The following is a 22,900-nucleotide window of genomic DNA, read 5'->3' as shown; positions in this document are numbered from 1 at the left end:
GGGTGACCGGCCTAGCGTGGCAGCCGTGCCCGGCGAGACCCGCGGGCACGGAGAGGAAACCATGGAGTACCGCCAGCTCGGACGCACCGGCGTCGAGGTGAGCCCGCTCGCTCTGGGCACCATGATGTTCGGCCCGTGGGCGAACGCAGACGTCGACGACTCGATCCGGATCATCCACCGCGCCCTCGACGCGGGCATCAACTTCGTCGACACCGCCGACGCCTACTCGGACGGCGTCTCCGAGGAGATCGTCGGCAAGGCCATCAAGGACCGCCGTGACGACGTCGTGCTCGCCACCAAGTTCTTCATGCCGATGGGTGAGGGCCCGAACCGCTCCGGGGGCTCGCGCCGCTGGATCATGCAGGAGGTCGAGAACTCCCTGCGCCGCCTCGGCACGGACCACATCGACCTGTACCAGGTGCACCGTCCGTCCCCGACGACGGACGTCGAGGAGACCCTGGGCGCCCTGACCGACCTGGTCCGCCAGGGCAAGGTCCGGAACATCGGATCGTCGTCGTACTCGGGCGCCGAGATCGTCGAGGCCCAGTGGACCTCGGAGCGCCGTGGCCTGGAGCGCTTCCGCACCGAGCAGCCGCCGTACTCGATCCTGGTGCGTGGCATCGAGGAGGACGTCCTGCCGACCACGCAGCGCTACGGCATGGGCACCCTCGTCTACAGCCCGCTCGGCGGCGGCTGGCTCAGTGGCCGCTGGCGCAAGGACGCTCCCGGCACCCCGACGGCGAAGCACCGCCCCGCGGCCCGGTTCGACATGTCGACGCCCGCGAACCAGCGGAAGCTCGACATCGTCGAGGAACTCGCACTCCTGGCCGAGTCGCAGGACATGTCCCTCATCGAGATGTCGCTGGCGTGGGCGATCCGGCACCCCGGCGTCACGAGCGCGATCATCGGCCCGCGCACCATGGAGCAGCTCGAGTCGCAGCTCCCTGCCGCCGACCGCGTGCTCAGCGACGAGGTCCTGGACCGCATCGACGAGCTCGTCGCACCGGGCGTCACGATCAACCCCGACGACAACAGCTACGGGCAGCACACCCTGGTGCCCGCCGCACGTCGCCGGTGAACGCGACCGACTGACGGACGGGAGGCCCGCGGCCAGCTGGCCACGGGCCTCCCGTCCGCCATCTGGGCACGCGCGCAACGTCAGCGGCGTCGGAACAGCTCGCCGAGGTGCCACGGGCCGGGCGCGAGCCGCACAGCGGCCTCGGCACGCACGCGCTCCTCGAGCGCACGGTCGCGGGTCAGGTCGTGGATCTCCTGCTCCGCGCGCCAGCGGAACCGCAACCGGCCGAGGAACCCGAGCGGTGCGGCGGCTGCGGTCGTCGGGACGGACTCGGTCTCGCTCATGCGTCCTCCGGTTCCGGGACGGCTGCGGCCGTCGTGGCGACGAGGTTCGCGAGCAGCTGCAGGCGTTCCTCGGACGGTGAGCCCGGCTCGGTGCCGTAGGCGATGAGCGTCAGACCGGTGTCGGTCGCGAGCTCCATCGTCTCGTACGTCAGGTCGAGGTCGCCGACCTCGGGGTGGTGCACCCGCTTCGAGCCGTTCAGGTGTCGCATGACGCCGTGCGCGGCCCAGCGCTGCCGGAACTCCTCGCTGCGGGTGGAGAGCTCGCCGATCAGGTCGGTCAGTCCCTTGTCGTACGGCGACCGGGCTGCCTCGGCACGGAGCACGGCCACCATGTCGCTCGCGACGACGTCCCAGTCGCGCCAGAACTCCTGACCGCGTGGGTCGAGGAACGCGAAGCGGGCGGTGTTCGGGGTGCCGGCGGGGTCGAGGAACAGCGGCGAGTAGAGCGCACGTGCCAGGGCGTTGCCGGCCAGGAAGTCCGAGCGGCCGTTGCGCACCCACGCGGGCATCGTCATGCCATCCAGCATGCGCTGCACGTTCGGTCGGACCTTCGACGTCGGGGTCTTCCGCCGCGTGGTCGCCGAGGCGTTCTGCACGCGGGCCAGGTCGAACAGGTGCGCGTGCTCGGCGTCGTCGAGGCGCAACGCGCGCGACAGCGACTCGAGCACGCTCTCCGAGACGCCGGTGAGGTTCCCGCGCTCGAGGCGGATGTAGTAGTCGACACTCATGCCGGCGATGAGCGCGAGCTCCTCGCGGCGGAGACCCTTGACCCGTCGGGCGCCACCGAAGTCGGGCAGGCCGACCTGCTGCGGCGTGACGCGCTCGCGGCGGGTGCGGAGGAAGTCGCGCACTTCGCTTCTGGTGTCCATGCGTCCACGGTAGGACGGTGCCGGGCGGGGAAGAAGGGGTTGCTGGTACCGGTCAGGGTCAGGGGCACCGGCCTAGCGTCGTGGGCATGGACACACTCACCCTCAACAACGGACTCGAGATCCCCGCGATCGGCTTCGGCGTGTTCCAGAGCGCACCCGACGAGACCGTGGACGCGGTCCGCACGGCACTGGAGACCGGGTACCGCCACATCGACACCGCCGCCGCGTACGGCAACGAACGCGAGGTCGGCGAGGGCATCCGCGCCTCCGGCGTCGACCGCGACGAGATCGTGGTCGAGACGAAGATCTGGGTCTCCGACTACGGCTACGACGAGACCCTGCACGCGTTCGAGAAGGCCACCGGCAAGCTCGGGTTCGACCGCGTCGACGTGCTGATCCTGCACCAGCCCGCGCCGGACCGCTTCGAACGGACGGTGCAGGCGTACAAGGCGCTCGAGACGCTGTACGCCGACGGTCGGGTCGGAGCGATCGGCGTGAGCAACTTCATGCCGCACCACCTGCAGTCGCTGCTCGACGCGACCGACGTCATCCCGGCGCTCAACCAGGTCGAGCTGCACCCGTACTTCACGCAGCCGGACGTGCAGCGCGCCGACGCGGAGCACGGGGTCCTCGACCAGGCGTGGTCCCCCATCGGCGGGATCACCTTCTACCCGGGCTGGGGTGACGAGCGGGTCAGCGTGATGGACGACCCGACGATCCGGACCATCGCCCAGACGCACGGCAAGACGCCGGCTCAGGTGATGCTCCGCTGGCACGTGCAGCAGGGGCGGAACGCGATCCCGAAGTCGACGAACCCCGGACGGATCGCGGAGAACTTCGACGTCTTCGACTTCGTGCTGTCCGACGACGACCTCAGGGCCCTGGACGCGCTCGACACGGGCCGCCGGAACGGCCCGGACCCCGACGGTGCGGACACGAGCCGCTTCGAGCGGGTGATCCCGGAGGCCTGACGCGACCAGGAGACGGCCAGGAGGCCCGTGGCGGCGCCGCCACGGGCCTCCTGGCCGTCACGGGGTCGGCTCTCAGGCGAGCGGGTCGCCGTCCGGTGGCTCGTCCGTCCTCGTCGGGGCGCCCGGCACGGCGCGCTCCGGCAACCAGATGACGAAGGTCGACCCGTCGGAGCCGCGACTCTCGAGTCGGAGGCGGCCCTCGTGGCTCTCCACGATCTGGCGCGCGATCGACAGCCCGAGGCCGCTGCCGGTGGAGGCGTCCGAGGACTCCCGGTAGAAGCGGTCGAACACCCGTGGCCGGGCATCGTCGGCGATGCCGGGGCCCTCGTCACGCACCGCGAGCCACGCCCACCCACGGACGCTCCCGACGCCGATCGTCACGGTGGAGCCGACGGGTGCGAGCCGGACGGCGTTCGAGAGCAGGTTGCCGAGTGCGCGCGACAGGGCGTCGGGATCGGCGAACACCACCGGGCCACCGTGGATCCGCTCGCGGATCGTGAGGTCGCGGCGGCTCGCCAGGATCCCGTACTCCGCAGCAGCGGACGCGGCCAGCCGCGCGACGTCGACGTCGCGGTCGGTGAAGGCCTCGGACCGGGTGCGGGCGGTCGCGAGCAGGTCCTCGAGCAGGCGGCTCATCCGCCGGGTGGACTGCAGCACGACGTCGGCTGACGCCTGCCGTTCGACCGGGGTGGCGGCGTCGTCGGCGAGGACGGCCTCGACGTTCGACTGCACGACGGCGACGGGGTTCCGCAGTTCGTGGGAGACGTCCTCGACGAGCATCCGTTCGGCCCGGAACGCGCGGTCGAGCCGGTCGAGCATCCCGTCGATGGTGTCGGCGAGGGTGTGCAGCTCGTCGGGAGGTCCTGACGCGTCGATGCGGCGTGACAGGTCGGTCGCGGTGATCTCCTGCGTCGCCCGGGTGATCGCACCGACGGGGCGGAGCGCGCGGCCGGCGACCCACCAGCCGATCGCCAGGCTCAGGACGAACATCACGACGAGGGCGATGATCGAGTACTGCTGCAGCGACTGCAGGGACGTGTAGTTGACGGCGCGCTGCACCGTCTCGAGGTCGGCGACCTGGAACTGCTCGCCGGGCTTGTAGACGATCGTGCCGTCGGCGGCCTTGTAGAACTTCTTCACCGTGACGGGGTTGAGGGGCTCGGCGCTGACCGTGCTCGACAGGGCGACGTAGACGGCGGCGAGAGCGAGTGCGGTGATCCCGAACAGGACGGCGCTGTACGTCAGGGTCAGGCGCATCCGGATCGTGCGCGCCCAGGCCGGCAGGCGCAGGAACCGGCGGTGGCCGACCTCGCGCCTGGCGCGGTCGAGCGCGCTCACGACGCAGCGCCGGCAGCGCCGGCCGCGCCGACCGCCCGTACCGGCGCGGCTGGCGCTCCGAGCGTCGACGGGTCCCCGGTGCCGTCCTCGGTGAGTTCCCGGAGCCGGTACCCGCGGCCGACGACGGTCTCGATCGCCGGCTCTTCGTCCGCGACGCTGAGCTTCCGGCGGAGCGTGCCCACCGTGACCCGGACGGTCTGCGTGAACGGGTCGGCGTTCTCGTCCCACACGTGCTCGAGCAGTTCCTCTGCCGACACCACGTAGCCGACACGGCCGAGCAGGTACCGGAGCACCCCGAACTCCTTCAGGGTCAGCGCGAGTTCGCGGTCGCCACGGCGCGCGAGCTGCCGCGCGGTGTCGACGACGATCGGGCCGTCGACGAGCACGGAGGACGCGGCCTCGCCCGAGCGCCGGGTGAGTGCGCGCATCCGGGCGGTGAGCTCGACGAGCGCGAACGGTTTCACCAGGTAGTCGTCGGCACCGAGGTCGAGCCCGCGGACCCGATCGCGCAGCTGGCCGCGGGCGGTGAGCATGAGGATCCGTGGGCCGGGGCCACCGGACCCACCGGGTTCGCCGGTCGACCGGAGTTCGCCGGCGAGCTCGAAGCCGTCCCCGTCCGGCAGGTTCACGTCGAGCAGGACGATGTCGTAGTCCGTGACGGCGAGCTTCCCGCGGGCGTCCCCGAGCGTGCCGGCGGCGTCGACCGCGTACCCCTCACGCTGCAGGGCGACGCGCAACGCGGTCACCAGACCGGCTTCGTCCTCCACCATCAGCACGCGCATGCCTCACGGTAACCAGGGCGGCTGGGCGACTGACAGGTACTGTCCGTTCCCCCTTTTCGGTCCGGTTTCGATCCGGCTTCCCGTCGTTTTCGCCCCTGGCGACTGGAGTGGGACGCACCCGAACGACAGGAGGACACCATGACCGAAGCCGCCCACGCCGACCCGTACACGACGCCGTCCGCGTCAGCCGTCCTCGAACGCGCACTGTTCGAGGTCAAGCACGTGGTCGTCGGCCAGGACGCCATGGTCGAACGGATGATGATCGGGCTGCTCGCCCGGGGCCACGTGCTGCTCGAGGGCGTCCCCGGCGTCGCGAAGACCCTCGCGGTGCGCACCCTGGCCACCGTCGTCGGCGGGGACTTCGTCCGCCTGCAGTTCACCCCCGACCTGATGCCGTCCGACATCGTCGGGACGCGGGTCTGGCGGCCGTCCACCGAGACCTTCGACGTCGAACCCGGACCGGTGTTCGCCAACCTCGTGCTCGCGGACGAGATCAACCGCGCTCCCGCCAAGGTGCAGTCGGCGCTGCTCGAGGCGATGGCCGAGCAGCAGGTCTCGATCGGTGGGCAGACCCACCGGCTCCCCGACCCCTTCATCGTGCTCGCCACCCAGAACCCGATCGAGAACGACGGCGTGTACGCGCTCCCCGAAGCGCAGCGCGACCGCTTCCTGCTCAAGGTCGACGTCGACCATGCCGACGAGCTCGGGGAGCTGACCATCGTGCAGCGGATGAGCGCCGACCGGCCACGCGCGCAGCAGATCCTGACGGTGCCGGACATCGTCCGGCTGCAGGCCGAAGCCGAGCAGGTCTTCGTGCATCACGCCGTCGCGATGTACGCCGTGCAACTCGTGATGGCGACCCGCAACCCACACCGCTACGGCGTGCACACCCTCGACGGAGTGCTCGAGTACGGCGTCAGTGCTCGCGGGTCGCTCGGCCTGGTCGCCGCGGCCCGTGCGCTCGCGCTCCTCCGGGGCCGCGACTACGTGCTGCCCGGTGACATCGCGGACGTCGCCTCCGACGTGCTCGCGCACCGCCTCGTGCTCACCTTCGACGCCGTCGCCGACGGGGTCGACCCCAGGACCGCTGTGGAGGCCGTGCTCGCGGCCGTCCCGCAGCCTCGGATCGCGGCGTCCGAGGACCCGAGCGCGGTCGCGGCGGGCGGTGACGTGCGGTACCCCCCAGCCGCACCGACCCCCGCCGCGGCCGCTTCCACCCCGTACGAGGCGACGCCGTGAGCGACGACGCACGGCTCCGCCGCCTCGAGCTCACCGTCCGGCGCCGTGTCGACGGCACGGTGCACGGCGACCACCAGGGCCTGTCCCTCGGCACGGGCAGCGACCCCGAGGAACTCGTGCGCTACCAGCCCGGGCACGACGTCCGCCGGATCGACTGGAACGCCACGGCTCGCGCCGGCGAACCGTACGTCTGGCTCACCCGCGCTGAGCACGCGCTCGAGACGTGGGTGCTGGTCGACCGTTCGCCGAGCATGGCCTTCGGCACCACCGACCGTGAGAAGGCCGACGTCGCCACCTGGACGGCGGCGGCGATCGGCCTGCTCACCACCGGCGCGGGTGACCGGGTGGGACTCGGCGTCGTCGGCACCGAGGGGATCCGCTGGACCCCTCCGGGCGCCGGTCGCACCACCGCCCGCCGCGTGCTCCGTGCCGATCCGGGCCCCCGCGACGGCGTCCCGACGACCGACCTGGCCGCAGCGCTCCGCGTGTTCGCCGCCCAGGCGCCCCGCCGCGGTCTGCGGGTCGTCATCAGTGACCTGCTCGACCAGCCGGCGACCGACAGCGCGCGGCTGCCGTGGGAACCCGCCCTGCGTCGGCTGTCGGCACGCCACGAGGTCATCGTCGTCGAGGTGCTCGACCCCCGCGAGCTCGACCTGCCCGACGTCGGCGACGTCGTCTTCGTCGACCCGGAGTCCGGCGCCCAACGCGTCGTCGCCACCTCGGACCGGGCACTCCGCACCGCGTACGCCGCCGGAGCAGCCGCCCACCGCGCGGCCACCGCCACCGCCGTCCGCGCCGCCGGGGCCGACCACCTGGTCCTGCGCACCGACGATGACCTCGGCCGCGAACTCACCCGCTTCATCCACCGCCGGCACCGCACGCCCGCCCGATCGGCACGGAGGACCCGATGACCTTCCTCACACCCTGGTTCCTGCTCGCCCTCGTGCCGGTGGCCGCACTCGCCGTGGCGTACCTGCTCGTCCAGCGCCGACGCCGGCGGTACGCCGTGCGCTTCGCGACCCTGCCGATGCTCGACAAGCTCGTCCCGAAGCGGCCCCGGTGGCGTCGGCACCTGCCCGCGGCGCTCGTCCTGGTCGGCCTGACCGCCCTCGGCTTCGCCGGTGCGCGCCCCGAGATCGACGTCCGGGTGCCCTACGAGCGTGCCACGGTGATCGTCGCGATCGACACGTCCGGCTCGATGCAGGCCGACGACGTCGACCCGAACCGGCTCGAGGCCGCCAAGTCCGCCGCCGAGTCCTTCGTCGCCGAGATGCCGGAGACGTTCAACGTCGGGGCGATCGCCTTCGCCGGCGGCGCGGACGTCCTGGCTCCGGCCACCCGCGACCACGAAGCGGTCCGGGAGGCCATCGCCGGGATGGACGACGGCGGCGGTGGGACGGCGATCGGCGAGGCCGTCTTCGAGGCGGTCGGCGAGGTCGACCGCCTCAGTGACGAGGGTGCCACCGGCTCGGCGTCGCCGTCCCCGACCCCCGGCGGGTCCGGGGAACCGGAGCGCATCCCGGCGCGACTCGTGCTGCTCTCCGACGGCGCGAACACCACCGGGCGCGAACCCGCCGCGGCCGCCGAAGCAGCTCGCGAAGCCGGCATGCCCGTCTCCACCATCGCCTACGGCACCGATTCCGGGGTCGCGAACCTGTGGGGGACGCAGCAGGCCGTCCCCGTCGACGAGACCTCCCTCCGCCAGCTCGCGGACGAGACCGACGGACGGTTCTACCGGGCGTCCAGCACCGACGAACTCCGCGAGGTCTACCAGGACATCGGCTCGTCGATCGGTTGGCACGAGGAACCCGTCGAGATCACGCCGTGGCTCGCCCTGCTCGGCATGCTCCTCGCCCTCACCGCCGGCGCGCTCTCCCTCCGCTGGTTCGCCCGCATCGTCTGAACACGAGGACACGACCATGAGTGACATCCCTCCCGGCATCGGCCGGCCCGCAGGTCCACAGCACTGGTCCACCGGCGCACCGCCCGAGCGATCTGCGCGACCAGACGGCGGACGGGAGGCCCGGGACCAGCTCGCAACGTGCCTCCCGTCCGTCCCCACGCCCGTCCAGGGCCCCCCACCGGACCCGGCCACCCGCCGGTCCGAGTTCGACGAGCCGGCACCGCGCCGCGAGCGGCGGGGCGGTGGCCGGACCGCGACCGTCCTCGTCGCCGCGCTCGTCCTCGGCGGCACCGCGGGGGTCACCGGCGCCCTGCTCGTCACCCCGGACTCCCCGGTCAGCGCCCCGGTGGCCGGGCGGCAGCAGTCCGGCACGTCCGGCTCGTCGGGGACGTCCGGCTCGTCCGGCGGTACTGCGACCGACGCCGAGGACGCCGCCCAGCGGATGCTGCAGAGCGTCGTGCAGGTCCGCACGACCGGCGGGAGCGGCTCCGGCTTCGTCATCGACGATGCCGGACACGTCATGACGAACCACCACGTCGTCGACGGTTCGTCGGCCGTCCGGCTCGTACTGCCCGACGGCACCAGCACCGATGGCCGGGTCGTCGGCAGCGACGAGGACAGCGACATCGCGGTCATCGAGGCGACCGGCCTGACCGTGCCCGCAGCCGACCTCGGACGCAGCGCCGACCTGCGGATCGGCGAGTCCGTCATCGCGGTCGGGTCTCCGCTCGGCCTGAACGGCACCGTCACCTCGGGCATCATCAGCGCCCTCGAACGGACCTCGCAGCGATCGGCGCAGCCGCTCGTGCAGACCGACGCGTCGATCAACCCCGGCAACTCCGGCGGGCCGCTCGTCGGGCTCGACGGCCGCGTCGTGGGGGTGAACACGTCGATCGCGACGCTCGGCTACTCCTCCGGCAACATCGGCATCGGCTTCGCGGTGCCCATCGACGATGCCGCACGGATCGCGGACGACATCATCCGGGGCTGACGCTCCGCGGGGCACCGCTCATCCGGGGCTGACCGCGCTGCGCGCACGTTCCGCGATCTGCTCCGTCGCCGCCCACGAGGCGAGCAGGCGGAGTGCGTCGGCGGTCGGGCTACCCGGGGTCGCTGGGTAGATCGTGAGCGCGAGCCCGGGGTCCTCGGCGAGTTCGAGCGTCTGGAAGTGCAGCTCGAGCGGACCGACGACGGCGTGCCGGAAGGACTTCACGCCGGCGTAGTGGCGACGGACGTCGTGCGCGGCCCAGAGCGCGCGGAAGTCGTCGCTCCGCATCGACAGCTCGCCGATGAGGGCTGCGAGGTCGCGGTCGTTCGGTGTACGCCCGGCCTCGCGCCGCAGGATCGCGACGTTCGTGTGCGCCGCCCGCTGCCAGTCCTGGTAGAAGTTCCGGGCCTGCGGGTCGAGGAAGATGAAGCGCGAGAAGTTCATCGGCCGGGCCGGTGCCGAGACCAGGTCCGAGTGCATCGCGTAGCCGAGCGCGTTGGCGGCGACGATGTCCTGCCGGTTGTTGATGATCATCGCCGGCGCATCGGTGATGACGTCGAGCAGGTACTGCAGCTCCGGGCGGACGGCGGCCACCGGCACCACCTTGCCCGCGCGCCGCGGTGTCGCGTTCTGGTGCCGGGACAGGTCGCGCAGGTGCTCGAGCTCGGCGGCGTCGAGCTGCAGTGCGCCGGCGACGGCCTCGAGCACGCTGTCCGAGACGCCCTGCAGGTTCCCCCGCTCCAGCCGCGTGTAGTAGTCGATGCTGACGCCTGCCAGCCGTGCGACCTCTTCGCGCCGGAGCCCCGTGACCCGACGGCGGGTTCCGAACGTCTCGACCCCGGCTTGCTCGGGGGTGATGCGGGCGCGACGGCTGGACAGGAAGTCGCGGGCTTCGTCGCGGTGGTTCATGCCGTCACGGTAACCGGCTGGACAGCGTGCGAGCGAGGGGCTGCCGGAACCCCTGTGGGGTCGTCACGACCGCGTGAGCGGGACCGAGACGATGCGATCGTCCCCCGCTGCGGGGTCACCACGGCCGTCGGTGTTGTTCGTGACGAACCAGAGGGTGTCCGCCGGCCCCTCGAGCACGGCCCGGATCCGGCCGAAGTCGCCCGGGAAGTACTCGGTCGACGTCCCCGGGTCGTCCGCCGGGATCGCCCGGAGCACCTCGCCGCGCAGGTTGGCCACGAACACGGTGTCGTCGACGACCGTCAGGCCGCTCGGGGACGCCTCGTCCGTCGACCACTGCTGCACCGGGTCGACGAAGCCCTGGTCCTCGCCGCCCTCGCCCTCGACCTCGGGCCAGCCGTAGTTCTCGCCCGCCTCGATCACGTTCAGCTCGTCGAGGGTGTTCTCGCCGAACTCCGACGCGAACATCGTGCCGTCCGATGACCATCCCAACCCCTGCACGTTGCGGTGCCCGAGGCTCCAGACGGGTGACCCGTCGAACGGGTTGTCGTCCGGTACGTCGCCGTCCGGGGTGAGCCGCAGGATCTTGCCCGCGAGCGAGTCCTCGTCCTGCGCGTCACTGCTCGTGCCGGCGTCCCCGACGCTGGCGTAGAGCATGTCGTCGGGGCCGAACGCGATGCGGCCGCCGTCGTGGAACGTGTTCGACGGCAGCCCGTCGATGATCGTCGTGGCGTCACCGAGCGCCCACGACCCGGCGCTGCCCGTCAGTTCGAACCGCTGGATCCGGTTGCCGTCGTCGGCCGTCGAGTACACGAACAGGTCGTCGTCGTGCAGGGCCAGCCCGAGCAGCCCGCCCTCGCCGCCGTGGCTGACGCCGTCGACGGTGCCCACCTCGCGCGTCGTGCCGTCGTCCTGCAGCTCGAGGACCTTCGCGGAGTCGCGTTCGCTGACCAGGGCGTCGCCGTCGTCGCCGGTGCGGACGACCGACCACGGTGCTTCGAGTCCGGTGACCACGTCGCTGGTGTCGCCGTCGAGCGCGACCTGCCCGGTGGGCAGGTCGGCGGGGGCGGTGGCGCGGGCGCTCGCCGACGAGCCGCGGTCGTCGTCCGGCGCGGCATCGGCGCAGCCGCCCAGGGCGAGTGCTGCCACCGCGGCGATGCCCGCTGCGGACCAGGCGCGTCGGGTGCGGGTCGGGCTCGGCTGCTGGGTCGGGTGTTCGCTGCTGTCCACGGTGGTCCTCCCGGATCGTCCGTCGATCACACACGTCGCGTTCGGGAAACGGCTGAGGGGTACGGCCGGCACCTCCCTCCGGTGCGCACATCGGCCTACCGTCGGGGCCATGGAGATCCAACCGAAGCAGCCGACCGTCAAGAACCCGGCCGCGCAGTTCACCGGCGACGTGTACCTCGACGCCATCGCCAGCCCGAAGGAAGCCGGCCAGTCGATGACCGTCGCGAAGGTCCGGTTCCTGCCCGGCGCCCGCACCGCCTGGCACTCGCACGCCAACGGCCAGACCCTGCACGTCACCGAGGGCGTCGCGCGCATGGGTACCCGTGACGGCGGCGTGATCGAGGTCCAGCCGGGCCAGACCGTCTACACGCCTGCGGGTGAGGAGCACTGGCACGGTGCGACCCCGACGGATTACATGGAGCACCTCGCGATGCTCGACCTCGCCGACGACCCGGCGACCACCACCACCTGGCTCGAGCACGTCACCGACGAGGAGTACTCCGCATGACCACCATCGCCATCATCGGGGCCGGCAAGGGCCTCGGTCTCGCCGTCGCCGAGCGCTTCGGCCGCGAGGGCTTCTCGATCGCCCTCGTCTCCCGCAACCAGGACCGCCTGGACGGCCTCGCCGCGTCGCTGCGCGAGCAGGGCATCACGGCGGCCGGGTTCGCCGCGAACGTCCGTGACGGCGATTCGCTCCGCAGCGCCCTCGAGCGTGCGACCGAGCAGCTCGGCCCCATCGAGGTGCTGCAGTACAGTCCGCTCCCCGCCAAGGAGTACATGCGTCCGGTGCTCGAGACCACCGCGGAGGACCTGGTCGGCCCGATCGAGTTCTCGGTCTACGGCTCGGTCAACGCGGTCCGCCAGGTGCTGCCCGGCATGCGCGCGATCGGCCACGGCACGATCCTGTTCGTGAACGGCGGCAGTGCGGTGCGTCCCGGCGGCCGGGTCACCGGCACCTCGGTCGCCTTCGCTGCCGAGAGCGCCTACGCCCAGCTCCTGCACGACGCCGTGCGCGACGAGCAGGTCCACGTCGGTCAGCTCATCATCCCGTTCGGCATCGACGACGGGCAGCCGGAGCACTCCGGCGAGTCCATCGCGGATCGTCTGTGGGCGATCCACTCGGAGCGCGGCGAGTTCCGCACGTACGCGGAGGCGCTGCCCGACCCCGCCTGAGCGCGGTTCGCGCCGCGTCGCTCGCCGCTTCGTGAGCAGGAATGGTCGGGTCCGCGACGGCCACCCGACCATTTCTGCTCACCATGTGGCGGACGGGCGCGGACCGTTCAACGGCGACGCGAAGCGTTGCGCGGCCCGCGCCGACCGAGCTTGCGAGGGAGGGTGGTGACGCCGCCACGGGCCTCCCGTCCGCCCTGGGGTCACGTCGAGAGCACCGCGACGGCACGCGCGGCGCGTGCGGCGACCGCGGCCGCCGTCGGGGCCGGAGCCAGGCCGAGCAGGCGCTCGCGGTGGAGCTCCCCGAGCAGCAGGGTGAAGAGCTCGGAGGCGGTCTCCGGAGTCGCTCCGGCGCGGACCAGGGCCTGCTGGGCGGCGAGCGGGCCGGCCTCGTGGAACTCACGGGCGAGCTCGGGTGATCGCGCCGACTCGGCGATGACGAGCCGGTGCAGGGCGACGGCGCGGTCCGAGAGCAACGCGCTGCCGATCGCCGTGGCCGTGGACACGAGGTCCGCGGCGGGCTGCGCGGCGTACTGGTGCTGCTGGCGCACGACCGCGAGGAGGATCGCGGGCTTGTCGCCGAACGCCGTGTAGAGCGTGCGCTTGGTGACCCCGGCCTCGGCGGCGATGCGGTCGAGCGCGACCCCCGCGAACCCGTGCTCGAGGAACAGTGCGGTCGCGACGTCGAGGATCCGCTCGTCACGGGCGGTCCGCTCGTCGGCGGTCGGACGTCCTCGCTTGTTCACGGACCCATCCTAGTCGTAATGATACGCTCCCGTTTCATTACTGAGGAGGGTCCATGACCGATGTGGTCTGTCACGTGGCGATCGCCGACGACTGGGAGATGAGCCGCGGGTTCGGCGAGTACGAGGTGTCCACCCGTGGCGTGCCACTCGAGCCGGGCGGGTACGTCCGTGCCACCACGCCCGACCAGGTGTCCGACGTCGTGGCCGAGCGGTACGGCGACCTCGCGCTGCCGTTGCTCCGGATCGACCTGAGCGTCGAGGGGCTCGCCGCTGCGGGAGTGCCGGTCGAATGGGTCGACGGGGTCCCTCGGGTGCGCGGTCCGATCCCGATGGACGACGAGGTCGTGCTGGCCGAGGTGTCCATCCCGAACGTGTGACCACTTCGTGAGCAGAAATGGTCGAGTCCGCCGACGGCCACCCGACCATTTCTGCTCACGAAGTACCGCGCCCTAGGCTGGAAGCGATGTCCAGCGTCCTCCTCACCGTGCACGTCGTGGCGGCGCTGCTCACCCTCGGACCCGTCGCGGTCGCCGGGAGCATGTTCCCGAAGCCGGCTCGCGCGCTCGTCGCCGATCCGGGCGACCAGGTGGCCCGAGCGGTCGCCAGGGTCCTGCACCGGATCTGCCACGTGTACTCGATCATCTCGCTCGCCGTCCCGACGTTCGGCATGGCCCTGGCGTTCGAGGTCGGGGCACTCGACGAGGCGTGGCTGCTCGTCTCGATCGGTCTGACCGCGCTGGCTGCGGGGATCCTCGCGCTCGGGGTCCTGCCGGAGCAGCGCGAGGTCCTGCGCGGGAACGGGACCGAGCGCTCGCCGCGGAAGCTCGCTGCCCTGGTCGGCCTGTTCAACCTGGTGTGGGTCGTCGTCGCCGTGCTCATGGTGGTGCAGCCCGGCGCCTGACCGGGCTGCACCGGGGCGGCGCCACGTGCAGCGCCGCCCCACACCTCAGTGCGCCCGCCGCACCGCCACCCGGCGTCGGCCGTGCGCGGTGAGCCATGCCCCGGCCGTCACCAGGAGCGGCAACCCGATCCCGAGCACGGCCAGCATCGACCAGTCCGGCACGAACGGCATGTGGTTCGACCCGACCGCTGGTTCCGTGAACCGCAGGGTGAGTGCTCGCATCGGCAGCAGCCCCAGCAGGGTGCCGATCACCGCGCCCACCGAGGCCAGGATCGCCGCCTGCCAGGTCGACACCCGCCGTCGCAGTCGTGGTGCGGCACCGATCGCGTCGAGCACCTCGTCGTCTCGGCGCCCGTCGGACCGCGCGAGCCCGATGGCCACCGCCGTCGCACCGATCGTCACCGCCGCAGCGAGCGCGAGCACGATCGCCCGGATCAGCGCGCCGTTGTCCACCGGGCCGGCCTCGTAGGCGAACTGCGGGCCGTCCCACCGAGCGCGGTCCGCGCCACCGAAGCTCTGCCAGGCGGAACTCAGCTCGTCCCACTGCTCGGGCGCGATGTCCCCGGGCAGCGTCGTGACGAGCATGCCGTCGACGGCGCGCACCCCGTAGTGCGCAGCGGTCGCCTTCGTCATGAAGACGCCGACCTGGATCCGCGGCGACTGCACGTCGAGCACGGCCGGGATCGACACGCTGGCGTCCGGCTTCGTCCTCGTCGTGATCGTCGGGCTCTCCCACGTGCGGTCGTGGAACGTGTCGATGCGGACCGCACCGTCGTGGGCGTACTCCGGCCACAGTGACACCGCCTTGCCGCCCTCGAGTGCATCCCGCACGGCAGCAGACGGTCGGTGTCCGGTGAGCACCGCGTAGTCGTCGACGGTGCCCGTCCAGATGTGCGGGACGGTCGCGTCAGCGGTGTCGAGGTAGTACGAGCACGACGTGGAGTCGTAGCCGTCGCAGTCGAAGTCCGTCCACCGGTGCGGCATCGTCACGGACGACGGGGTGTCGCCCGCCCAGCCCTCGGCCACGCCGAGCACCCGGATCCGGTCGTGGTCGAGCACCCGCGCGACGACCTTCGCCGCGTGGGCCGTCAACGCCGCGTCGTGCCCGCTGGCGGCACCGTCCTTGCTGGACAGCTGCACCTCGGACGTCGCGACCCCGACCGCCGTCGTGTACTCGTACCCGCGGACGTACTGCGCGTGGCTCGATGCGCTCCACGTGATCACGACCGACGCGACGAACACGACGCTCATCACACTGGCGAGCACCGGCACCGTCCGGACCGGGTTGCGCCGGGCATCGCGGGCGGCCAACCGAGCCGACAGGCCCAGGCGTGCGGACATCCGGGACACCAGGGCCAGGAGCCACGGCGAGCAGATCGCGATGCCGAGCTGCATCAGGCACGGACCGAGCGCGACCCCGGCACCGGCCACCCAGGCCCAGTGGTCGTCCTGCACCGGGCGGTCGTTGAGCATGAGCACCCCGACGCCGCAGGCCAGCGTCATCACGGCGCCGGCGACGACGAGCGCCGGCCCCCAGACGCGGCGCCGACGGCGGGCCGGACGGTCGACGGGCGTGGGACGGAGCGAACCCCGCAGCGCTGCGAGCACGTTGATGCGCGTGGCGGCCCGAGCGGCGACGAGGGCGGAGACCAGCCCGGCCAGGATGCCGGCGGCCGCGACCACGAGCAGCAGGAGCGGGGGCACGTGCAGGCCCGGGAACGACACGACGTCGCCGTTGTCGATCAGGCGGAACACCACGACGCCGAGCCCGGTGCCCGCCGCGACGCCGAGGACGGCGCCGATCGACCCGAGCACGAGGCCGGAGCCGGCGACGATCGTCCGGACGAACCGCTTGTCCCCGCCGACGCTCGTCACGATCGCGTACGAACGGGTGTCCGCCCGGGTCCCGACCAGGAACGCGGCCCCGGCGAGCAGCGCGACCTCGAACATCGCGAAGACACCGAGCAGCGCCATCGCACCGAGGTACCACAGGAGCGAGGAGCTCATCTGGCCGCCGGGCAGGCGGGCGTCCGGCGGGTCGAGGACCACGGGGCGTGACTGCACGACGATACCGTGCGCGTTGAGCTGCCGGATCTCCGACCAGGTCGGGGCGTCCGACGGCAGGTAGACGGTGACGTCCGTCAGGCCGACGTCGTCGGTGGTGTCGGTCGTCGACAGCGTCGTCCCCCACGGCAGGAACACCCCCTGCTCGCTCGGTGCCGAGCCGAGGTCGCGCATCGTCCCGGTGATCGTGAACCGCTTCGTGACGGGGTCGGTGAGGTCGACGGTGTCACCGATGTGCGCACCGAGCCGGTCGAGGGTCGCGGGCGTGACCATGAGCTGGTTGCGTGCGGTCGGTGCCGAGCCGTCGAGGACGCGCCAGTGCCCCTCGAGGGACGGGTCCCAGACGCTGCCCTCCACCGCGGCCAGACCCACCGGGCCCCGCGGACCCTGCACCACGACGGGGGTGCTGCCGACCGGGATCGACAGCGCACCGTCCGGCACGTGGGCGAGGACGTTCGCGAACGGGGCGTCCTCGTCGGCCTTCGTGACCGGGCTGTTCCGCTTCGAGTCGGTGAACTGCCACTGCACCGGGTCCTGCCGCATGCCGGGCAGGTCCGGTCCGGACACCCGCATCTGCGCCGCCGCGTTGCCGAGGTCGTAGTCCAGTGACTCCTCGACCGTGGGCTGTGTCGACTGCACGACGACCGCCACTGCGGCGAACCCGGCGGTCGGGATGCCGATGAGCGCGATGATCAGTGCCGCACGACCGGCCTTCGCGAAGGCCAGTCGACGCCCCAGACGGAGCGCCGGTCGGAGGGCGAACGGCGTCCGGCCGGTACCGGGACGCCGACGCCGGCTCACGACGCGGTCCGGTCCGACAGGGCGAGCTCGACGCCCGAGTACACGGTCTCGTCGACCACGCGACCGTCGCGCAGGAAGACGATCCGGTCCGCCCAGGCCGCGTGCCGGGCGTCGTGGGTGACGAGGAGCGCGCCGGCTCCGGCGTCCACGTGTCGTCGGAGCATGCGGAGCACGACCTCGCCGGTCTGCGAGTCGAGTGCGCCGGTCGGCTCGTCGGCCAGCACGAGCCGACGTTCGCCGACCACGCCCCGGGCGATCGCGACGCGCTGCTGCTGCCCGCCGGACAGGTCGTCCGGGTAGGCGTCGGCGCGGTGTGCGAGTTCGACGTTGTCGAGCGCCAGTTCCGCGGCGCGCCGGGCCTGCGAGGCCTTCCAACCGTCGAGTTCGAGCGGCAGCGACACGTTCTCGACGGCGGTGAGCGAGGGGATCAGGTTGAAGTCCTGGAACACGAACCCGATGAGGCGACGGCGCAGGGCCGCGAGTTCCTTGGCGGGCCGATCGGACACGAACGCGCCGTCGATCAGGACCTCGCCGCTCGTCGGCGGCAGCAGGGTGCCGGCGCAGGCGAGCAGCGTCGACTTGCCGGAGCCCGAGGTCCCCATCACGGCGACCATCTCGCCGCGCTGGACGGCCAGGTCGATGCCGGCCAGGGCCGTGACGGCCTTGACACCGGAGCCGTAGTGCACGCTGACGGCGTCGAGCTGCAGGAGCGGTGCGGCGCTCACCGTGCACTCCGCGCGACGTCGGCAGCGGTCGGGGACGAGGAGTCGGCGTCAGCCGCCGGGTGCTCGTCCGGCCGGTACCGCGCCACGGTCGACTCCACGTGGTCGAGCCAGCGCACCTCGGCCTCGGCCTGGAACACCATCGACTCGAGCACGAGCGACCACGCCAGGTCCGTCGCGGGATCGGTCGTGCGCTTGAGCCGGGTCAGGTCCTGCAGGTTCCGGATCGCTGCGGCCCGCTGCACCTGCACCAGGCGGGTGACGTCCACACCCGGCACGGTGACGGCGAGGGCCAGCTTGATCGCCAGTTCGTCGCGTCCGCGCTTGGCGGGCACCGGCTCACTGAACCAGCGCGCCACTTCCCCGCGACCCGCGTCGGTCACCGTGTAGACGACGTGGCCGTCGTCGTCGGTGTCGCCGCGGGCCACGAGGCCGTCGCGTTCCAGGCGGTCGAGGGTCGTGTAGACCTGGCCGATGTTCAGCGGCCAGCTCCCGCCGGTGCGGTGCTCGAACTCCCCCCTGAGCTGGTACCCGTACCCGGGTCCCCCCACCAGCAGCGCGAGTACGCCCATCCGTACGCTCATGACACTTCCCCCGTCTCTCGTCCACCATGGACATACCGAGTATGCCCATACCAAGTATGCATGCGCAAGCGCGGTGGTGGAGAGCGCGGGAGACGGACGGGAGGCACGGTGCCAGCTGGCACCGTGCCTCCCGTCCGCCGTTCGGTCGCGTCCGCGACCGAAGGGTCAGGAACCCAGCTTCGACAACTCCTCGAACTCGTCGTCGGTCAGCTCGATGGTCGCGCCCTGCAGGTTGTCCTCCAGGTGCGAGACGCTCGAGGTGCCGGGGATCGGGAGCACGACGGGCGAGCGCTTGAGCAGCCAGGCGAGGGCGAGCTGCGCCGGGGAAGCACCCTTGCGCGACGCGATCTCGGTGAGCGGAGAGTCCTCACCGGTCAGCCCGCCGGTCGCGAGCGGGAACCACGGGATGAACGCGATGCCCTGCTCGGTCGACCAGTCGAGGAGCTCCTCGGCGTCGCGCTTCTGCAGGTTGTACAGGTTCTGCACGGAGACGATCGTCGCGATCTCCTGGGCCGCCTTGACGTCGTCGACCGACACCTCGGACAGGCCGATGTGCCGGATCTTGCCCTCGTCCTGCAGCTTCTTCAGCTCGCCGACCTGGTCCTCGAGCGGGACCTTCGGGTCGATGCGGTGCAGCTGGAACAGGTCGATGCGCTCGAGGCCCAGACGGCGGAGGCTCATCTCGGCCTCCTGACGCAGGTACTCCGGGCGGCCGACCGGCGGCCACTCGTTCGGGCCGGTCCGGGTGAGTCCGGCCTTCGTCGCGATGACGACGTCGTCGCCGTAGGGGTGGAGCGCCTCGTGCAGGAGCTCCTCGGCGACGTAGGGGCCGTACGAGTCGGCGGTGTCGAAGAAGTCCACGCCGAGCTCGACGGCGCGCTGCAGCACGCGGACGGCCTCGTCGTGGTCCTTCGGGGGTCCCCAGACGCCGGGGCCGGTGAGCTGCATGGTGCCGTAGCCGAGGCGGTGGACCTCGAGGTCGCCACCGATGCGGAAGGTGCCGGAGGCCGCGGCCGGGCGGTTCGTGGTGTCGGTGTCAGTGGTCATGTCCCCGGTCTACGCCGGAGGCGTTGCCGGTCCCTGAGTCGGTGTCCCCCGGCGCTCCGACCGGTCCGGACGCGGGTACGGCGTCTCGCCACGCGCCAACCCGGAGACGAGCTTCGTCAGCCGGTTCGTCCGGGTCGTGGCGCTCGGCGCGGTCGTGATCCGGTGCAGCACGGCGTACCGGTTCGTGCCGTCGAGCTCGGCGAACAGGGCGGCGGCCGCGGGCGAGGCGTCGAGTGCCGCCTGCAGGTCGTCGGGGACGGTGGCGGTCGCGGCGCCGGCGTACGCGCGGTCCCACCGGCCGTCGCCCTTGGCCCGGTCGATCTCGGCCTGACCGCGGTCGCGCATCCGGCCGTCGGCGATGAGCGTCGCGACGAGTCCGATGTTCCGCTGCGACCAGAGCGACGCCTTCCGCCGCGGGGTGAAGCGCTGGCGGAAGGTCGCCTCGTCGCGGCCGCGCTTCTGCCCGTCGATCCACCCGGAGCACAGTGCCTCGTCGAGGGCGGTGTCGTAGGTCAGGGTCGTCGGCTCGGTGACGCCCTTCTTCGCGAGCACGAGCCACACCCCGTCGGCGTCGCCCTCGTGCGCGTCGAGCCAGGCGCGCCACGCGGCGACGTCCGGCAGCACCAGGTCGACGATGTCCATGCGGTCATCGTAGGACTGCCCGCCGGCCGGCCGGCCCCGGCTCCTGCCCGAGTCTCGGCGTGGGCGACAGTCCGCGCGGTGCGCGCCACGAGAACTGTCGCCCACACCGAGACTCGCGTGCGTCGGGCCGAGACTCGTGCGGCGTCAGACCCAGTTCGGCTGGTCGAGCACGCCCGTCGGGTCCGCCTGTTCGGCGATGCGGTGCAGGCGCGAGGTGTTGTCCCCGAAGTACGCCGACGGGTCCGTGATCGCCGCGTCGCAGTAGTTCGCGTACGCCGCGTCGCCCCACGCCGGCCGCATGGCCCGTCGGAACCCCCGCACGTACGCGTCGAACGGTGCGGGGTCCGCGCCGTCGGCGAAGACCGCGGTGTACTGCACGGTCATGAGCGCGGATCGCCACGGGAACGCCGAGTCGGTCCGGCCGACGTCCGCCACGACGCCGCCGAGGGCGTCGAGCGCGACCCCGCCCTCGAGGTTGCCGTCGACGTCGCCCGCCGCGGCCGCCCGGGCGACGAGCACGTCGATCTGCGCGTCGGTGAGCTTCGCCGATCCGATCGACGACGTCGCTGCCTCGGACACCCGCTGCGGCTTCCCCGCCAGCGCCGACATCGCGGCACCGTAGGTGAGCACCTGCCCGGTGTGGGCGAGGGGCTTCGCACCGGTGGCGGCGATGAAACCGTCGACGGAGGTGTCGGCGCCGGTCTTCGATCCGGTCCACACGCCGGTCACGGTGACCGTCGGGGCGGTGTGCCGGCTGCCGTTCAGCAGCTTGAGCGTCGACCACAGCTTCGGGTCGGCGGTGGGCGCCCAGTCCTGCCAGGCGCGCACCACGGCAGCGGCGGCCGACCACGCGAACGTGATGCCGAAGAGCAGGACGGGAGGCGCGGCCTGCGTCCGGTACGTCAGTGCGGTCACGACGCCGACGGTTCCACCGCCCCCACCGCGGCAGGCCCAGAACAGGTCCGGTTCGCTGGACGTCGAGACCTCGTGCACGGCGCCGTCCGGAGTGACGAGCGTGACGCCGGTGAGCTGGTCGCAGGTCAGCCCGAACGAGCGGACGAGCACGCCGACCCCACCGCCGAGGGTGAGCCCGCCGATGCCGACGGTCGGACAGGAGCCGGCGCCGATCGCCCGTCCGGCCTTCGCGAGCGCGGCGTAGACGTCCCCGAGCTGCGCGCCCGGGCCGATCGTGACGGTGTCGTCGTCGTGCAGTTCGATGTCGTCGAGGTCCTGCGTGCTGATCACGAGCGACCGCGGGACGTCGGTCCCGGGTGCGCCGCCGGCCGACCAGCCCGTGTACGAGTGCCCACCCGCGCGCAGTGCGACGGGGGTGCGGGTGTTCCGCGCGAAGGCGAGACCGGCCTGCACGTCCGCGACCCCGGCGACGCGCAGGATGCCCTGCGGGTCGGCGTCGTCGTACCGCGGGTTCTCGAGCACGCGGGCGCTGTCCCACCCGTTCGACCCGGACCGGAGCACCGTGCCGGAGACCGCGGCGGCGAGGGCGTCCCACGAGTCGGGGCCGCCGGGCGTCGGCGTGCTCGAAGGCGTCCTCGTCGGCTGTGCGGAGCCGCTGGCGGTCGGTCGCGGCGAACCCGACGGAGTGGGGCTCGGCCGGGTGCACGCTGCCAGGACCCCGGCGAGCCCGAGTCCGACGCCCCCGGCGAGCAGGATCCGCCTGGTCGGGCGGTGCGTCACGACCCGGCGAGTCCGCCCGCGACGCCGGTCGTCCCCGGGTGTGCGGCCGTCGCGAGTCCCTGGGTCATCGCCCGCTGCGCCTCGGCGTCGGCGAGCGAACGGGCTCCGACGGTCGGGTCGACGGGTTCGAGGGTGGCGAGGAGCTTCGCACGACGGCGGTTCTGCACCTCGAGCACGGTGAGCAGCGCGGCGATGACCACGACCACTCCGATGACGATCCACACGACGACCACGACGTTCCCCTTCCGTCCGGGGCATCCACCCCGTGCTCGCAGCGTAGCGCCGGCGGTGCGATGCCATCCAACGGAGCCGGGATCTGTCGCCGTTCCGTGACCGTCAGGCGGTGCTGCTGATCCGGACGGCACCAGCCCACCCGTGCACCCACGCGGGCAGTTCACGGTCGGCCGGTGCTCCGCCGACGGCGTCGAGCAGGTCCGCCATCGGGACCGTCCCGCCGGCGCGGCGCAGGAACCGCGCCTGCACGACGGCACGGGCGACGACGGCTCCGCGACGGACGAAGGTCTGCTCCAGGTACACGGCCCGGTCGTCGACGCCGAGCACCCGGGTCACGAGCTCGAACCGCTGCCCGAGCGTCAGGGACCGCTTGTACGTGATGGTCTGCGCCGAGACGACCGGGTACCAGCCGCGCTCCGCGATCGCGCCCCAGAACCCCGACCGCAGCATCAGGTCGAGCCGCCCGAGGTCGAGCATCGACAGGTACTTCCCGTTGTTGACGTGCCGCAGCGGGTCCAGGTCGGTCAGGGTCACGCGGAACGGTGTGCGTGCCTCGTCCCAGAGCGACGGCCGCCGTCCACCCGTCGTCGGGCGGAGCCGGACACGCAGGCGCAACAGGAACAGCCGGAAGTACAGGTTCACGCCCCGATCACACCAGAAGGCCGCGCTGCCCCGCGTGGACCTTGGAGGATCCACACGAACG

The 22,900-nt window shown here is 72.4% G+C and carries 24 protein-coding genes and 1 pseudogene; 10 read left to right on the top strand and 15 right to left on the bottom strand.

Features of this window, described 5'->3' with window-relative positions; genetic code table 11:
• Nucleotides 1-61 precede the first annotated feature (61 nt).
• Nucleotides 62-1,078 carry an aldo/keto reductase gene (locus tag ACIPV1_RS17220; RefSeq protein WP_132099730.1) on the top strand — a complete coding sequence of 339 codons (1,017 nt, stop codon included), beginning with the start codon at nucleotides 62-64 and terminating at the stop codon, nucleotides 1,076-1,078.
• Between the two features lie 80 nt (nucleotides 1,079-1,158).
• Here the strand turns inward: ACIPV1_RS17220 and ACIPV1_RS17215 are convergent, their stop codons facing one another.
• Nucleotides 1,159-1,362, bottom strand: a complete 204-nt coding sequence (locus ACIPV1_RS17215) for a hypothetical protein (RefSeq protein WP_123671333.1) — start codon at nucleotides 1,360-1,362, stop codon at nucleotides 1,159-1,161.
• Nucleotides 1,359-2,231 carry a helix-turn-helix domain-containing protein gene (locus tag ACIPV1_RS17210; protein ID WP_402726905.1) on the bottom strand — a complete coding sequence of 291 codons (873 nt, stop codon included), beginning with the start codon at nucleotides 2,229-2,231 and terminating at the stop codon, nucleotides 1,359-1,361. Before ACIPV1_RS17210 ends, ACIPV1_RS17215 begins: the two co-directional genes overlap by 4 nt.
• A gap of 86 nt (nucleotides 2,232-2,317) precedes the next feature.
• On the opposite strand from ACIPV1_RS17210, the gene ACIPV1_RS17205 reads away from it, so the two are divergent.
• A complete protein-coding gene (locus tag ACIPV1_RS17205) occupies nucleotides 2,318-3,202 on the top strand; it encodes an aldo/keto reductase (RefSeq protein ID WP_131920877.1) in 885 nt (294 codons plus the stop codon).
• 72 nt (nucleotides 3,203-3,274) lie between these two features.
• Here the strand turns inward: ACIPV1_RS17205 and ACIPV1_RS17200 are convergent, their stop codons facing one another.
• The gene (locus ACIPV1_RS17200) at nucleotides 3,275-4,540 is read right to left on the bottom strand and encodes a sensor histidine kinase (RefSeq protein WP_402726904.1); all 1,266 of its coding nucleotides are present in this window, start codon (nucleotides 4,538-4,540) and stop codon (nucleotides 3,275-3,277) included.
• A gap of 101 nt (nucleotides 4,541-4,641) precedes the next feature.
• A pseudogene (locus ACIPV1_RS17195) lies at nucleotides 4,642-5,322 on the bottom strand (response regulator transcription factor); the annotation flags it as partial.
• A gap of 138 nt (nucleotides 5,323-5,460) precedes the next feature.
• Here ACIPV1_RS17195 and ACIPV1_RS17190 point away from each other — a divergent pair.
• The 4 genes from ACIPV1_RS17190 to ACIPV1_RS17175 are packed head-to-tail and all read left to right on the top strand — an operon-like array spanning nucleotide 5,461 to nucleotide 9,455.
• On the top strand, nucleotides 5,461-6,561 hold the full coding sequence (locus tag ACIPV1_RS17190) for a MoxR family ATPase (RefSeq protein ID WP_132099202.1): 1,101 nt from the start codon (nucleotides 5,461-5,463) through the stop codon (nucleotides 6,559-6,561).
• Entirely contained in the window at nucleotides 6,558-7,472 is a 915-nt protein-coding gene (locus ACIPV1_RS17185) for a DUF58 domain-containing protein (RefSeq protein WP_248704150.1), read from the top strand. Before ACIPV1_RS17190 ends, ACIPV1_RS17185 begins: the two co-directional genes overlap by 4 nt.
• Complete coding sequence (locus tag ACIPV1_RS17180) at nucleotides 7,469-8,464, top strand: VWA domain-containing protein (RefSeq protein WP_402726903.1); 996 nt, start codon at nucleotides 7,469-7,471, stop codon at nucleotides 8,462-8,464. Before ACIPV1_RS17185 ends, ACIPV1_RS17180 begins: the two co-directional genes overlap by 4 nt.
• Nucleotides 8,465-8,480: 16 nt before the next feature.
• Nucleotides 8,481-9,455 (top strand): S1C family serine protease, encoded by a 975-nt coding sequence (locus ACIPV1_RS17175; protein ID WP_402726902.1) that lies wholly within the window; start codon nucleotides 8,481-8,483, stop codon nucleotides 9,453-9,455.
• 18 nt (nucleotides 9,456-9,473) lie between these two features.
• Here ACIPV1_RS17175 and ACIPV1_RS17170 read toward each other — a convergent pair whose 3' ends face one another.
• The gene (locus ACIPV1_RS17170; protein WP_133938155.1) at nucleotides 9,474-10,361 is read right to left on the bottom strand and encodes a helix-turn-helix transcriptional regulator; all 888 of its coding nucleotides are present in this window, start codon (nucleotides 10,359-10,361) and stop codon (nucleotides 9,474-9,476) included.
• A gap of 63 nt (nucleotides 10,362-10,424) precedes the next feature.
• Nucleotides 10,425-11,588 (bottom strand): PQQ-dependent sugar dehydrogenase, encoded by a 1,164-nt coding sequence (locus ACIPV1_RS17165; protein WP_402726901.1) that lies wholly within the window; start codon nucleotides 11,586-11,588, stop codon nucleotides 10,425-10,427.
• A 109-nt stretch (nucleotides 11,589-11,697) separates the two neighbouring features.
• Between ACIPV1_RS17165 and ACIPV1_RS17160 the strand changes: the two genes are divergently transcribed.
• Nucleotides 11,698-12,096: a cupin domain-containing protein gene (locus tag ACIPV1_RS17160; protein WP_123292986.1), complete on the top strand. Its 399-nt coding sequence runs from the start codon at nucleotides 11,698-11,700 to the stop codon at nucleotides 12,094-12,096.
• Nucleotides 12,093-12,764: an SDR family NAD(P)-dependent oxidoreductase gene (locus tag ACIPV1_RS17155; RefSeq protein ID WP_402726900.1), complete on the top strand. Its 672-nt coding sequence runs from the start codon at nucleotides 12,093-12,095 to the stop codon at nucleotides 12,762-12,764. Before ACIPV1_RS17160 ends, ACIPV1_RS17155 begins: the two co-directional genes overlap by 4 nt.
• A gap of 200 nt (nucleotides 12,765-12,964) precedes the next feature.
• On the opposite strand, the gene ACIPV1_RS17150 is transcribed toward ACIPV1_RS17155, so the two are convergent.
• Nucleotides 12,965-13,507: a TetR/AcrR family transcriptional regulator gene (locus tag ACIPV1_RS17150; RefSeq protein WP_402726899.1), complete on the bottom strand. Its 543-nt coding sequence runs from the start codon at nucleotides 13,505-13,507 to the stop codon at nucleotides 12,965-12,967.
• Between the two features lie 53 nt (nucleotides 13,508-13,560).
• On the opposite strand from ACIPV1_RS17150, the gene ACIPV1_RS17145 reads away from it, so the two are divergent.
• Together ACIPV1_RS17145 and ACIPV1_RS17140 are read left to right on the top strand one after the other, a co-directional pair.
• Nucleotides 13,561-13,884, top strand: a complete 324-nt coding sequence (locus ACIPV1_RS17145; protein WP_402726898.1) for a hypothetical protein — start codon at nucleotides 13,561-13,563, stop codon at nucleotides 13,882-13,884.
• 86 nt (nucleotides 13,885-13,970) lie between these two features.
• The gene (locus ACIPV1_RS17140; protein WP_402726897.1) at nucleotides 13,971-14,408 is read left to right on the top strand and encodes a hypothetical protein; all 438 of its coding nucleotides are present in this window, start codon (nucleotides 13,971-13,973) and stop codon (nucleotides 14,406-14,408) included.
• A gap of 45 nt (nucleotides 14,409-14,453) precedes the next feature.
• Here ACIPV1_RS17140 and ACIPV1_RS17135 read toward each other — a convergent pair whose 3' ends face one another.
• The 8 genes from ACIPV1_RS17135 to ACIPV1_RS17100 form a co-directional block, all read right to left on the bottom strand.
• On the bottom strand, nucleotides 14,454-17,273 hold the full coding sequence (locus ACIPV1_RS17135; protein WP_402726896.1) for an FtsX-like permease family protein: 2,820 nt from the start codon (nucleotides 17,271-17,273) through the stop codon (nucleotides 14,454-14,456).
• The gene (locus tag ACIPV1_RS17130; protein ID WP_402726895.1) at nucleotides 17,270-17,998 is read right to left on the bottom strand and encodes an ABC transporter ATP-binding protein; all 729 of its coding nucleotides are present in this window, start codon (nucleotides 17,996-17,998) and stop codon (nucleotides 17,270-17,272) included. The genes ACIPV1_RS17135 and ACIPV1_RS17130 overlap by 4 nt, the downstream gene beginning before the upstream one ends.
• Complete coding sequence (locus ACIPV1_RS17125) at nucleotides 17,995-18,579, bottom strand: PadR family transcriptional regulator (RefSeq protein ID WP_402726894.1); 585 nt, start codon at nucleotides 18,577-18,579, stop codon at nucleotides 17,995-17,997. Before ACIPV1_RS17125 ends, ACIPV1_RS17130 begins: the two co-directional genes overlap by 4 nt.
• 165 nt (nucleotides 18,580-18,744) lie before the next feature.
• Entirely contained in the window at nucleotides 18,745-19,626 is an 882-nt protein-coding gene (locus tag ACIPV1_RS17120) for an aldo/keto reductase (RefSeq protein WP_402726893.1), read from the bottom strand.
• 9 nt (nucleotides 19,627-19,635) lie between these two features.
• Nucleotides 19,636-20,268, bottom strand: coding sequence for a YdeI family protein (locus ACIPV1_RS17115; protein ID WP_402726892.1), 633 nt, complete (start codon nucleotides 20,266-20,268; stop codon nucleotides 19,636-19,638).
• 144 nt (nucleotides 20,269-20,412) lie between these two features.
• Nucleotides 20,413-21,963, bottom strand: a complete 1,551-nt coding sequence (locus tag ACIPV1_RS17110; RefSeq protein WP_402726891.1) for an FAD-binding oxidoreductase — start codon at nucleotides 21,961-21,963, stop codon at nucleotides 20,413-20,415.
• The gene (locus ACIPV1_RS17105) at nucleotides 21,960-22,196 is read right to left on the bottom strand and encodes a hypothetical protein (RefSeq protein ID WP_402726890.1); all 237 of its coding nucleotides are present in this window, start codon (nucleotides 22,194-22,196) and stop codon (nucleotides 21,960-21,962) included. The genes ACIPV1_RS17110 and ACIPV1_RS17105 overlap by 4 nt, the downstream gene beginning before the upstream one ends.
• Nucleotides 22,197-22,299: 103 nt before the next feature.
• Entirely contained in the window at nucleotides 22,300-22,839 is a 540-nt protein-coding gene (locus ACIPV1_RS17100) for an acyl-CoA thioesterase (protein WP_131920901.1), read from the bottom strand.
• Nucleotides 22,840-22,900: the final 61 nt, after the last annotated feature.

The sequence above is a fragment of the Curtobacterium sp. NPDC089991 genome (assembly GCF_044748425.1).
Taxonomy (GTDB): domain Bacteria; phylum Actinomycetota; class Actinomycetes; order Actinomycetales; family Microbacteriaceae; genus Curtobacterium.
The sequence above is the reverse complement of the archived record's forward strand: the minus strand, read 5'-3'. Positions and strand labels throughout refer to the sequence as shown.

Excerpts from the sequence above, each read along its gene's own strand:
- ACIPV1_RS17170 (WP_133938155.1), bottom strand. The coding sequence starts at position 10,361 with ATGAACCACCGCGACGAAGCCCGCGACTTCCTGTCCAGCCGTCGCGCC.
- ACIPV1_RS17175 (WP_402726902.1), top strand. The coding sequence starts at position 8,481 with ATGAGTGACATCCCTCCCGGCATCGGCCGGCCCGCAGGTCCACAGCAC.
- ACIPV1_RS17160 (WP_123292986.1), top strand. The coding sequence starts at position 11,698 with ATGGAGATCCAACCGAAGCAGCCGACCGTCAAGAACCCGGCCGCGCAG.
- ACIPV1_RS17115 (WP_402726892.1), bottom strand. The coding sequence starts at position 20,268 with ATGGACATCGTCGACCTGGTGCTGCCGGACGTCGCCGCGTGGCGCGCC.
- ACIPV1_RS17140 (WP_402726897.1), top strand. The coding sequence starts at position 13,971 with ATGTCCAGCGTCCTCCTCACCGTGCACGTCGTGGCGGCGCTGCTCACC.
- ACIPV1_RS17215 (WP_123671333.1), bottom strand. The coding sequence starts at position 1,362 with ATGAGCGAGACCGAGTCCGTCCCGACGACCGCAGCCGCCGCACCGCTC.
- ACIPV1_RS17125 (WP_402726894.1), bottom strand. The coding sequence starts at position 18,579 with ATGAGCGTACGGATGGGCGTACTCGCGCTGCTGGTGGGGGGACCCGGG.
- ACIPV1_RS17210 (WP_402726905.1), bottom strand. The coding sequence starts at position 2,231 with ATGGACACCAGAAGCGAAGTGCGCGACTTCCTCCGCACCCGCCGCGAG.
- ACIPV1_RS17155 (WP_402726900.1), top strand. The coding sequence starts at position 12,093 with ATGACCACCATCGCCATCATCGGGGCCGGCAAGGGCCTCGGTCTCGCC.
- ACIPV1_RS17220 (WP_132099730.1), top strand. The coding sequence starts at position 62 with ATGGAGTACCGCCAGCTCGGACGCACCGGCGTCGAGGTGAGCCCGCTC.
- ACIPV1_RS17180 (WP_402726903.1), top strand. The coding sequence starts at position 7,469 with ATGACCTTCCTCACACCCTGGTTCCTGCTCGCCCTCGTGCCGGTGGCC.
- ACIPV1_RS17190 (WP_132099202.1), top strand. The coding sequence starts at position 5,461 with ATGACCGAAGCCGCCCACGCCGACCCGTACACGACGCCGTCCGCGTCA.
- ACIPV1_RS17205 (WP_131920877.1), top strand. The coding sequence starts at position 2,318 with ATGGACACACTCACCCTCAACAACGGACTCGAGATCCCCGCGATCGGC.
- ACIPV1_RS17145 (WP_402726898.1), top strand. The coding sequence starts at position 13,561 with ATGACCGATGTGGTCTGTCACGTGGCGATCGCCGACGACTGGGAGATG.
- ACIPV1_RS17120 (WP_402726893.1), bottom strand. The coding sequence starts at position 19,626 with ATGACCACTGACACCGACACCACGAACCGCCCGGCCGCGGCCTCCGGC.